The organism is Simkaniaceae bacterium, assembly GCA_021734805.1.
Taxonomy (GTDB): Bacteria; Chlamydiota; Chlamydiia; order Chlamydiales; family JACRBE01; genus Amphritriteisimkania.
This window is the reverse complement of the sequence record JAIPIG010000017.1, coordinates 33,940-45,011: the sequence shown is the minus strand read 5'-3', so window position 1 is coordinate 45,011 and position 11,072 is coordinate 33,940. Positions and strand designations below refer to the sequence as shown.

Here is an 11,072-nt window from a genome sequence, read left to right as displayed (position 1 = left end):
AAGGTGAGCAGGATGGTGCGTCAGATTTGGTCTTCCCGGGGCGAGAACATTGTCAAATAGACAAGACGAGCCCCGGGAAGGACGAAGATGACGTGACAGACTGCACAGATTCACCGAGAAAGCGTGAGAAATGCGGGTTTAGTAAGACTTAGCAAAAATGACTTGGAGATGGCTTGTTTTCCCGGTAAAGGGGCAAATACCCTCTTTATCTTGTCCATCAAAAGGAATACAACGGATCGTCACGTTCAGATCTTGTTTGATCTTTTCTTCCAAAAGAGTATCGCCTGCCCAAAAAACGCGAGCAAATCCACCCGAAGCCTCCTCATCTTGACCTGCAAAAAACTGATAAAAAGTCTCGCGCTCTTCAATCTGCGTAATATGAGTCTCTATCCGTTCTTTGGCGCGATGATAAAGAGAGCGATGAACCTCATCGAGTAAATCATGGGCTGAAGAGAGCACCTCTTCACGAGAGAGAAATTTTTTGTCTTTATGTCCTAATGTGCGGAGCGCCACACAGAGTTTTCCCTCTTCAATTTCACGCATTCCCACTTCAATTCGGATCGGAACACCTTTTTTAATCCAGTGCCAAATTTTTTCACCACCGCGCAGATCCCTTTGGTCAATATATGAGTCAATCGCCCGATCTTTATATGCAATCTTTTTTAGGTCCCTTGACAGCTCTTCACAATAGTTTAAAATAGTCTCTTTAGTCTCTTCCTTATGGATAATTGGAATAATCACAACATGGGAAGGGGCAATAGCGGGAGGTAAAATAATACCGTCATCATCACCATGCACCATAATCATTGCACCAATAATGCGCGTTGTAAATCCCCATGAAGTGGTCCAGGCCAGTTCCTCTTTTCCTTCTTGCGATAAGTATTTGATCCCTGCTGCTTTTGAAAAATTTTGACCGAGAAAATGCGAAGTACAAGCTTGGAGAGCTTTTTGATCTTGCATCATCATCTCAAAAGTATAGGTATGGTCAGCGCCGGGAAAGCGCTCATTTTCCGACTTCTCCCCACGAATCCCGGGCAGGGCTAAAGACTCTTCACAAAATTCCGCGTATTGATCGAGCATTTTACGCGCATCTTCCATTGCCTCATCTTTAGTTGCATAGGCCGTATGCCCTTCCTGCCACAAAAATTCGGCAGTGCGCAAGAAAATACGGGGGCGCATCTCCCAACGGACAACATTGGCCCATTGATTAATTTTAAGGGGCAGATCGCGATAAGACTCAATCCATTTGGCAAACATCTCACCGATAATCATTTCAGAAGTGGGGCGCACGATCAGAGGCTCTTCCAAAGGCGAAGCGGGAATCAACTTCCCTTCTCCATTTTGCTCAAGGCGGTGATGCGTCACAACAGCGCATTCTTTTGCAAAACCTTCGACATGCTCGGCTTCTTTTTCAAAATAGCTAAGGGGAATAAAGAGAGGGAAATAGGCATTTTGAACCCCAAGCGCTTTAAAGCGAGCATCAAGCCCTCTTTGGATATGCTCCCACATGGCATATCCCCACGGCTTAATCACCATACAACCGCGCACCGGGGAGTGTTCGGCGAGCTCCGCAAGTTTGATTGCTTCTTGGTACCATCCCGGAAAATTTTCGCTACGCGTTGGAGTCACTGCCGTCTTAGGAGCCATTGTCTTAACCTTTATTTTTGGAGAGAAGTGTAGATATACTATGCCAAGATTGCTAACAACATTCAACTATTTTAGTAGACAATTCTTGTTTTAAAAGAGATCTGGCCTCGGCCAAATCACGAGCGCTCCACCCTTCAGGTAAAAGGCTAAAACTATTTTGCTTCATGGCCTCAATCACTTCAGGGCTTTTAATGATTTGATGGAGAAGTTCTATGTGAGGATAGCCAATTGAAATACTGCCTTGATGGAGAAATGCATGGCTCTTGCGCCTTTGAGCCGCTCCGGCCACCTTTTTCCCATCGAGCATCACATCATAGATCGTCGGCTTAGCCATACAAAATTTTTGAACGTGTAAATGGGGATCGCTCGGATCCGTAGGCAATAACGACAACCGGCTTTTTTTTAAAAAGCTTTCAACCGCAGCCGTCACTATTTGATTGACAAAGCGATAATTATCCAAAACCCGTGTGGAATATCCCAAATGACCTTGGGGAATAATGAGGGCAAAAGCCAAATCCCAGATGTGAAAAATCATGCCGCCCCCCGTGGGCCGTCGACCCAAATCAATCCCGAGCTCTTTGGCCTTATCTATATATAAATAATTTTCAGGATCAATAAAGTAGCCATAGGTCATCGAGGGCTTTTTCCACTCATATAGGTGCAAAATGGGGTCTGAATCAGGTCGAATTTCCTTAAGAAGCCTCTGATCCAAATCCATATTTTCCTGCGCTAAGCGCATTTGATTTTCTATAATTTGAACCATTTACCCAATTACCCCACTTGCGGTATACTATTGTGAGACCAATTGCGGATAAAAAATATCCTTACATATCGATCAAACATTTTTTTGTCTTTGAATTATAAATGGTTAAACAAAAAGTGGGAAGGATTATTGCCCATATTTACCTTGATTGATATAAGGACATTTTCATAGGGATCATAAAATAGTCATATTTTTTGATATTATTAAAAATAATTAGTAAGGCGGATATCCATGTTTGACAAGTTTACCAATCGAGCAAAGCAAGTCATCAAACTAGCAAAAAAAGAAGCTCAAAAACTCAACCACAACTACTTAGGTACAGAGCATATATTGCTTGGACTTCTCAAACTTGGTCAGGGAATAGCAGTCAATGTCCTCAAAAATTTGGGCGTCGACTATGAAACCATTCTATCCGAAGTCGAAACCGTTGTCGGCTTCGGTCCGGAAATCCAAATTTATGGCGATCCCACTCTGACGGGAAAAGTCAAAAAAGTCTTTGAATTCGCCAATGATGAAGCCTCCTCGCTCAACCACAACTATGTTGGAACGGAGCACCTTCTTCTCGCGCTCATTCGCCAGCCCGATGGAATCGCCGCACAAATTTTAGAAAACCTCAATGTCAATCTCAAAGAAGTGCGCAAAGAAGTCCTTAAAGAGTTAGAAACCTTTAATCTTCAACTCCCCCCTATGGGCGTTAGCCCCACTTCTCAAAGTTCTTCTTCCGCTAAAACAGATAAAGCCCCTACGTCAGATAAAATGCCCGCCCTTAAAGCTTATGGTCACGACCTGACTGAAAAATGCCGCCTCGGGGAACTCGATCCGGTGATTGGACGTAAAAGCGAAGTCGAACGCCTCATCTTAATCCTCTGCCGACGTCGCAAAAACAACCCCGTTCTTGTCGGAGAAGCAGGCGTTGGTAAAACAGCGATTGTCGAAGGCCTTGCCCATGCGATTGTCGAAGGCAATGTCCCTGATAATTTGGCTAAAAAGCGGCTCATCTCTCTTGATCTCACATTGATGATTGCAGGAACTAAATACCGTGGACAATTTGAAGAGCGGATTAAAGCCGTTATGGATGAAGTCAAAAAAAATGGTAATATTCTCCTTTTTATTGATGAGATTCACACCATCGTCGGTGCCGGTGCTGCAGAAGGGGCAATCGATGCTTCGAATATCCTGAAGCCGGCTCTTTCTCGAGGAGAAATCCAATGTATTGGAGCAACCACACTCGATGAATACCGCAAACATATTGAAAAAGATGCCGCTCTTGAGCGCCGCTTCCAAAAAATTCAAGTCGCCCCACCATCGATTGATGAATCGGAAGAGATTTTGAGAGGACTCAAAACAAAATATGAAGAACATCATAAGTGTATGTACACCGATGCGGCGATTAGTTCTGCCGTTTTCCTTTCCGATCGTTACTTAGTCGGCCGTTTTCTTCCCGATAAGGCCATCGATTTGATTGATGAGGCAGGGGCAAAAGCGCGTATTTCGATGATGTATCAACCCCACGAAGTCACTGCGCTTGACCAAGAAATTGAAACGACAAAAAATGCTAAAGACACAGCCATCAATTCTCAAGAATATGAAAAGGCTGCAAAACTGCGCGACCAAGAAAAACAGCTGCGCGAGCAACTCGAAGATTTAAAAATTCAGTGGGAAAAACGCAAAGAGGAACACCAAGTCATTGTCGATGAAGATGATATCGCAATGGTGATTAGTAAGTTAACCGGTATTCCAACAACACGCCTCACCGAAGCCGAAACGCAAAAAGTCTTGAAAATGCAAGAAGTATTAAAAGATAAAGTCATCGGCCAAAGCAATGCCCTTGATAAAGTCTGTAAAGCCATTCGCCGGAGTCGCGCTGATATTAAAGACCCAAACCGCCCCATTGGAGCCTTCCTTTTCCTCGGCCCAACCGGCGTGGGTAAAACACTGCTTGCACGCAGCCTTGCAACTGAGATGTTTGGTGGTGAAGATGCTCTCATTCAAGTGGATATGTCCGAATACATGGAGAAATTCGCCGTCAGCAAAATGACCGGCTCCCCTCCGGGATACGTCGGCTATGAAGAAGGTGGACAGCTCACGGAACAAGTGCGCCGCCGCCCCTATTCCGTTGTCCTCTTTGATGAAGTGGAAAAAGCCCATCCCGATGTCATGAATCTCCTCCTTCAAATCCTTGAAGAAGGGCGCCTCACCGATTCATTTGGCCGAAAAGTCGATTTTAGAAATACAATCATTATCCTCACTTCTAACCTCGGCTCTGAATTGATTCAAAGAACAACGGAAGTTGGTTTCAATGTCCAAGAAGGGATCCCCGATTTTAGTACGATGGAGAAAAAGATCGATCAGGCTGTCAAAAAACACTTTAAACCTGAGTTTATCAACCGTTTAGACTCTACGGTTATCTTTAAAGCGCTTGATAAAACCGATCTATGCAAAGTGATTGATCTCGAAGTCGCTAAACTTTCGAAACGCCTTGAATCAAAAAATATTTCGATTCAGCTCGATGAAAAAGCAAAACTCTTCCTCGCCGATCGCGGATATCAGCCTGAAATGGGGGCAAGACCTATTCGCCGCACCATTCAGCAACATCTTGAAGATCCTCTTTCTGAAAAACTTCTCCTAGACCCCGAAACTCCCCGCGAATATGACATTTCGCATGAAGAGGGTAAGGAAGAGCTCAACTTTGTAGAGAAAAAGAGAGAGAAAGAAAAAGAGAAGAAAAAGAAGAAACTGGCAACAGCCAGCGCATCTTCAGCTGAAGAGTAGCGCCCTAAAGGGAACGCCCAATCTGCAGCCAAAGCCCGTCAAAAAATCGAGTAGAAGGGGGGCTTCTCGCCCCCGTCCTCTCACACCACCGTATGTACGGAACCCCGTATACGGCGGTTCATGATTACATAGATGAAATTTGTCCATTTGAGTATAATCTCGACTTTGCAACTTTTTGGGCCTGCTTGCCTCATCTATTTGCTTTCGGACGCTCGACCTACGGTCGAACTAGGAGATTATTAAAACCTAGAAGGGGTAAAAAACCCCTTCTAGGTTTTAATAATCTCCCGAAAACAAATATCTCGAGGCCTTCAGGTCCAAAAAGTTACAAAGTCGAGATAATCGGCATGATTTGTGTACCTCATTAGGAATTATCAATCACATTGAAAAATAGAGCCGCAATAGCATACATCCTTTATAACAGTCTATCTTTCCCCTTTTGGGGATTGTTTTATCTTATTCCCGTTATATTGTATAAAGACCTAAATGCTAGTGTAATGCAGATAACTTTATTGAGTATTATTAAGCCCGTATCCGCACTTTTATCCCCATACTGGAGCCAAAGAGTGCGTTTAATGCATGGCAGGCTTATCTCTAATATAGTTTGGGGTAATATTTTTAGGTTTCTTCCTTTTTTACTCTGTCCATTTGCTTCTAGTCCGTGGTTTTATATTTTGGCATTTGGTCTACATATGGTGTTTTGTAGAGGAGTTACGCCCACTTGGATGGAAATACTCAAAATTAGTTTTTCGGATAAGCAAAGAGGGAAAGTATTTGCTTTAGCCTCGTCGATTGATTACATGGGGATGATATCCCTTCCATTTATCTTTGGAGGGTTATTAGACAAGATACCGGGTGTCTGGAGATGGTTGTTCCCAATAACGGCTCTGATTGGAATGCTAGGCTCTTTAGTCGCTAAATTACTTCTTAAATCAAAGGAAGTTGATGAACAACCGGTAGCTACCACAAAAAACATGAAGGAAACATTGATCTCACCTTGGAAAGATGCATGGTGCCTAGTCGTTGAGAGAAAAGACTTTGCTTGGTTTCAGTGGGGCTTTTTTTTAGGAGGTGCGGGACTCATGGTTCTGCAAACTTCTCTTCCGACTTATTTTGTTGATTCTTTGCACCTCTCTTATAGAGAGCTATTGTTTGCAATCGCTGCCCTTAAAGGGGTAGGTTTTGCCCTATCCTCACCACTTTGGGTTAAATGCATCAATAAGCTCGGTATACTTGTTACTTGTATTGCAGTTACATTTTTCGCCGCTATTTTCCCTTTTCTTCTTATGATAGCCCCATCATTTCCGAGTTTAATTTTTATTAGCTACTTATTGTATGGAATCATGCAAGGAGGAAGCGAATTAAGCTGGAAACTGTCCGGACCCATTTTTTCCAAAAAAGCTAGTAGTATTCCTTATAGCTCTTTAAATATTCTGACAGTGGGGATCCGAGGCCTTATTTTCCCTGTACTTGGAACAGTAATCTTTACCTGCACTCAAAGCTATAACGTTGTATTTACTCTTGGCATGATACTTTGTGTTAGTGGAAGCCTCTCAATGTATTTCAACCATAGGCGCCAAGGTGCCCTCCTAAAACAACAAGAAATTCTTTCTGTTGAACGCTGAAGAGTTATTCTTCATCTTCTTTATCGCAGGATTCTTTATCTTTTTTAGATTTATCGTCTTTTTTTTTCTCATTAGCTTTTGCTTTTATTTCGGTGTCGCGCTTTTCCTTCAAATAATCCCCATATGCTTCTGCATCCGCTAAGCCATCTCCACTGGGGAAAGCGGCGCAGGTATTAATCTGTGAAAAGCAAAGTGAGGTGAATATAACGATCAAAAATCTATTCATTGTAAACTCCTTATAAAAACAAATATGTTCAATAAATATACTGCTCGTTATTACATTTCTGATTTTTAACTTACAGAAGAAAAAATCTATAGACATTTTCATTAAGATTTTGTTAATATACGGTTTTTTTTTAATCGTGTAATCAGATGACATCACCTACTTTAAATTTCACAACGGCATCGAGCTGTCTAGAAACAATATTACAGTATTCCCTATCGAATTCCGGTATAACCTATTCGCCCAACATTGATTTTTCAATTTTCGGATTGGCTGCAGTGAGTACGCTATTCTACTATAATGATCTGATAAGCAAAATTGATGAGAAGTGGGATGTATCAAAATCAATTGAACAATTCTTTATCCCCCTTCCTTCTAAATTCCCATTACCTGTTGACTCCTCTTCTCTTTTCTCTGAAGATGATTCGGAAAATAGCGCCCCCCCTTTAAAGCCGAGTGCACGAGAAATTGCTACAAAAATTGCCTTTTATATCACTCCATTGATCCTCAATTACTTGATCTCTAAGCTAGCCATCTTTGCACTTAATCACTCTATGGGAATGATAGGGCCAATTCCCGGATTTTCATCAGAAAATACATCCATAGAAGTTCAACCTTCTTATTTTTCCCAAGCTGCTCAGACTTTTCAACTCATGCGCATCATCCAATTGGCAACATCCGTTGTTTTGTTTGGCGTGTCATCTCTTTCACACGAGTGTTTGCAAATTGGAGCACTGGCTTTAAGCATTTCTTTTGCATCGCGTACTCAATGGCTTATCGCCACGATCACTGATCCCACCAAAAGAAGTTTTTTTGTTCCGGGGTTTGGCCAATGGGATTTTGCTCCTCGCTTCACACTAATACAGCGAGTAAATATTTCTGATTCTCTTGAGCTGCTTCAATCTAGAGCTAATGATATTGGAAATCTTTTTCAAAATCTCATAACAAATTTAAAAAACGGCGACTTCCGGATCACCCCTGTAAAACAAACCCATGTCGAAAAAATTCCTACGGCGTATCGAAAAGTTAATAATACGGGGCAATTTGAACCCTATTTGTATCGGTATGAAACGAGAATTTCCTGGGAGATTATCACAACACTTTCAATTCAAATCAAACAACAACTAGAAAAGATTTGGGATGCCACAACCTCTGTTACGTGTACTCTAGTTGGACAATTCACTCCTATAGAGGGAATCCCGGTATCCGCATCTACTAAAGTTCAATTGTTGTGAACGCCTTCGGTTTCCTCCAAAATAGTGGACGCCTCCTCACTTGCATCTTGCCTCTCGGCAGCGCCTCTCTGATTTGGAAATAAAGATCCTCCCGGAAATGAGATCCCCAATAAAGAATGCAACGGATCTGCTTTTTCCTCCTCAAATAATGCATCCGCAAAAGGCAGCTGCTCATCAGCTTCAAAAGACATTCCCAGAAAATCAGATGCCCTATCTACAACATCGCCATCCTCAGTTTCCAAAGAACTACTATCATCCGAGTCAATTGAACCACTATCGGTATAATCCGGTTCATCATCACCGGCTCCCGATCGAACACATGTCTTGCTACTTTCATCGTCAGCCCATTTTCCCCCTGAACCGGCAGGCTCACTCTGATGTGAATTTGTAACAGGTTTGTAATCAATTGCAGAAAGTAAGTCATCCCCCAAAAGACCTCGAAAATCGGCATCAATCGGAGGCCATGGCGTATCAAATTCAGTTAAATGCTCTTGATTGATGATTGGGGCTGCTATTTTTCTAAATTGATTCTCTATTTCGCTTTTGAGCTTGTCATCTTCCACTGCATTTTTCGGTGAAAATGGATTATGTGACTCATCTAGTGAGCTCCTTTCAGATCGAAAGATATATCCCATAACCATTGAGTCTAGCCCTTCTTCAAGAATCATTCCGGAAATCATTTTCGGAATGTCTTCAATAAACTTAGCACATTGACTAAGCGCATCTAAATATTCCTCTCTTTCGACTAAATGGGCAGGTATTTTATATCGTGGTACTTGACGTCCTTCCGGAATACGAGAAATATCGACAGGTACCAATTGAGCCATTTCTCGCATTTGGGTTATATGTGAAGGCGCATCTGAAACAGAACGACGACTAGGTGAGAGAGGAACTGACATAAAAACACCTCATTTATCTATTGAATAGGGGGCAAACGAGCTAAAATAATAAATGAAACGTGATTTTTAAAACACCCCTTCGATGAATAGAGGAGGTTTTTGGATGCGATTCAGTTGGAACGAGGATAATCCTTTGATTCCCACTGCTTGATAGTATCGAGCAGAATATTTTTTTCAGGTCGAGATTGAAACAGCGCGCGCATTTTCGGATCACTTGTTAGATAGGCAATTTTTGCTAGGAGATTGAGATGATGTTTGTCATCTGAAGCAAAAAGAAAGAAACAGGTATGTACTTTTTCCCCATCAAGAGCCCCCCAATCAATGGGCGTTTCTAAAAAAACGGGGCAGACAAGATCAAAAGAGCTTTTTATGAGAAAATCTCGCGTATGAGGAATCGCAATGCCATGTCCTAGAGCCGTAGGCATTAGGCTTTCTCGATCTAGAAGCATTTCACCTACACCTTCTGCATCAACACCAAGCAGCAAAGAGATTTCTTGCATCACATCTCGAATCAATGTCGCTTTATCTGAGGAGACATGTTTATGGATCACTCCCCCTTTATGGATCGCTCTAAATAGGCTAAATTGTTGCCACCCTTTTTTGCTTGAGAGAGCGGGATCTATCGATTGCTCATTAGAATAGATCTCTTTTTCTTGAGGCGTATGAGAGGGTCTCAAGCGATGACTGAGCATCCAATTCTCAATTTCAGTGCGACTAAACCGGTATTGGTGATGCAATTTATATGCGGGGATTTTCCCCTCACCAAGCCAACGGCGAATTGTCGTTTCCGAAACATGCAAAAGCTCTGCAACATCTTTAATCTTGAGATCCATAATGTTTCCTTTTTTTACCCATTCGGCACGAATGAGATTTATAGCACAAAAACCGGTAGACCACCAAATATTTTTTAACTCACATACGCAAAAAGATGTTCGCCATCAGATTTGCGTATGTGAGTTTAAGAAAGTTGCTGAAAGGCCGCTTCTCTTGATTTGGTCATAATGAGGTGATTTCGGATATCCCCGCTTCGCATTTTTTTTGTAATTGAGGAGAGGATATGAAGATATTCATTTTGACGATCGGCAGGTCCCCCAATCAGAAAAACGACACGCACCGGCGCATGATCAATAGAGTTCCAATCAACGCCCTTTTTCGTGAGTATTCCAACGGCAATAAAAAAATCACTATAGATATCAAGTTTGGCATGGGGAATCGCAACGCCAAGACCAATTCCGGTTGAAACAATCTTTTCTCGTTGTAAAATCGCATCAAAGAAAAGCTCCGGATCGTGAATTTTGCCATTTTCGTAGAGTAAATCAGTTAAAATGCGCAAAACATGATCTTGATCCTTTGGCTCATCAATAAATGTGATGAGTTCAGGATCAAATACAATCCCCTCTTCCAGGCTAACCGGAGTCTCATTGATTAGGCTTATTTCATCATCCATAACTATATTTCCTATAATCCTGTCGAACCAAACCCCTTAATCCCTCGATCAGAAAAAGCGAGCTCTCTCTCTACCATAATAAAGTTAGCTCTCTCGACTTTAGCGAGCACAATTTGCGCCATGCGAAGACCCTGAGTCACTTCAAAGGGAATGGTAGAATGGTTAATCACCATCAACTGGAGTTCGCCGCGATAATCGCTATCGATCGTTCCGGGAGAGTTGAGAATGGTAATTTGATGCTTCAAGGCAAGCCCACTGCGAGGTCTCACTTGAATCTCATATCCTCCGGGAATTTCAAAAAAAAGCCCCGTGGGGATTAACTTTACATGTCCCGGTTCGATTATAATTGGCACCTCATTTGCCGCGCATACATCCGAACCTGCAGCTCCATCCGACATATAACAAGGTAATACTGCCCCTTGTTTTAGCTTTGTCATCACTTCGATCTCTTCTCTATGCAT

At 42.3% G+C, this 11,072-nt stretch carries 10 protein-coding genes; 3 read left to right on the top strand and 7 right to left on the bottom strand.

Annotation, left to right across the window (positions count from 1 at the left end; genetic code table 11):
- Window positions 1-138: 138 nt before the first annotated feature.
- Together proS and K9M07_04560 are read right to left on the bottom strand one after the other, a co-directional pair.
- The gene (gene proS / locus K9M07_04565) at window positions 139-1,647 is read right to left on the bottom strand and encodes a proline--tRNA ligase (GenBank protein ID MCF7852498.1); all 1,509 of its coding nucleotides are present in this window, start codon (window positions 1,645-1,647) and stop codon (window positions 139-141) included.
- Between the two features lie 52 nt (window positions 1,648-1,699).
- Entirely contained in the window at window positions 1,700-2,410 is a 711-nt protein-coding gene (locus K9M07_04560) for a hypothetical protein (protein ID MCF7852497.1), read from the bottom strand.
- A gap of 231 nt (window positions 2,411-2,641) precedes the next feature.
- Here K9M07_04560 and K9M07_04555 point away from each other — a divergent pair, with 231 nt between their 5' ends.
- Together K9M07_04555 and K9M07_04550 are read left to right on the top strand one after the other, a co-directional pair.
- Entirely contained in the window at window positions 2,642-5,182 is a 2,541-nt protein-coding gene (locus tag K9M07_04555) for an ATP-dependent Clp protease ATP-binding subunit (GenBank protein ID MCF7852496.1), read from the top strand.
- Window positions 5,183-5,565: 383 nt separating this feature from the next.
- Complete coding sequence (locus K9M07_04550) at window positions 5,566-6,807, top strand: MFS transporter (GenBank protein ID MCF7852495.1); 1,242 nt, start codon at window positions 5,566-5,568, stop codon at window positions 6,805-6,807.
- A gap of 4 nt (window positions 6,808-6,811) precedes the next feature.
- Here the strand turns inward: K9M07_04550 and K9M07_04545 are convergent, their stop codons facing one another.
- Window positions 6,812-7,033, bottom strand: a complete 222-nt coding sequence (locus tag K9M07_04545) for a hypothetical protein (GenBank protein ID MCF7852494.1) — start codon at window positions 7,031-7,033, stop codon at window positions 6,812-6,814.
- Between the two features lie 146 nt (window positions 7,034-7,179).
- Here K9M07_04545 and K9M07_04540 point away from each other — a divergent pair, with 146 nt between their 5' ends.
- Window positions 7,180-8,265, top strand: a complete 1,086-nt coding sequence (locus K9M07_04540) for a hypothetical protein (GenBank protein ID MCF7852493.1) — start codon at window positions 7,180-7,182, stop codon at window positions 8,263-8,265.
- Here the strand turns inward: K9M07_04540 and K9M07_04535 are convergent.
- From K9M07_04535 to dut, 4 genes are all read right to left on the bottom strand, one after another.
- Window positions 8,253-9,164 carry a hypothetical protein gene (locus tag K9M07_04535; GenBank protein MCF7852492.1) on the bottom strand — a complete coding sequence of 304 codons (912 nt, stop codon included), beginning with the start codon at window positions 9,162-9,164 and terminating at the stop codon, window positions 8,253-8,255. The two genes, K9M07_04540 and K9M07_04535, sit on opposite strands and share 13 nt — an antisense overlap.
- A gap of 110 nt (window positions 9,165-9,274) precedes the next feature.
- The gene (locus tag K9M07_04530; GenBank protein MCF7852491.1) at window positions 9,275-9,997 is read right to left on the bottom strand and encodes a PTS sugar transporter subunit IIA; all 723 of its coding nucleotides are present in this window, start codon (window positions 9,995-9,997) and stop codon (window positions 9,275-9,277) included.
- A gap of 125 nt (window positions 9,998-10,122) precedes the next feature.
- The gene (locus K9M07_04525; protein ID MCF7852490.1) at window positions 10,123-10,611 is read right to left on the bottom strand and encodes a PTS sugar transporter subunit IIA; all 489 of its coding nucleotides are present in this window, start codon (window positions 10,609-10,611) and stop codon (window positions 10,123-10,125) included.
- Window positions 10,612-10,622: 11 nt separating this feature from the next.
- The gene (gene dut, locus K9M07_04520; protein ID MCF7852489.1) at window positions 10,623-11,072 is read right to left on the bottom strand and encodes a dUTP diphosphatase; all 450 of its coding nucleotides are present in this window, start codon (window positions 11,070-11,072) and stop codon (window positions 10,623-10,625) included.

Excerpts from the sequence above, each read along its gene's own strand:
- proS (MCF7852498.1), bottom strand. The coding sequence starts at position 1,647 with ATGGCTCCTAAGACGGCAGTGACTCCAACGCGTAGCGAAAATTTTCCG.
- K9M07_04560 (MCF7852497.1), bottom strand. The coding sequence starts at position 2,410 with ATGGTTCAAATTATAGAAAATCAAATGCGCTTAGCGCAGGAAAATATG.
- K9M07_04555 (MCF7852496.1), top strand. The coding sequence starts at position 2,642 with ATGTTTGACAAGTTTACCAATCGAGCAAAGCAAGTCATCAAACTAGCA.
- K9M07_04545 (MCF7852494.1), bottom strand. The coding sequence starts at position 7,033 with ATGAATAGATTTTTGATCGTTATATTCACCTCACTTTGCTTTTCACAG.
- K9M07_04540 (MCF7852493.1), top strand. The coding sequence starts at position 7,180 with ATGACATCACCTACTTTAAATTTCACAACGGCATCGAGCTGTCTAGAA.
- K9M07_04535 (MCF7852492.1), bottom strand. The coding sequence starts at position 9,164 with ATGTCAGTTCCTCTCTCACCTAGTCGTCGTTCTGTTTCAGATGCGCCT.
- K9M07_04530 (MCF7852491.1), bottom strand. The coding sequence starts at position 9,997 with ATGGATCTCAAGATTAAAGATGTTGCAGAGCTTTTGCATGTTTCGGAA.
- K9M07_04525 (MCF7852490.1), bottom strand. The coding sequence starts at position 10,611 with ATGGATGATGAAATAAGCCTAATCAATGAGACTCCGGTTAGCCTGGAA.
- dut (MCF7852489.1), bottom strand. The coding sequence starts at position 11,072 with ATGCATAGAGAAGAGATCGAAGTGATGACAAAGCTAAAACAAGGGGCA.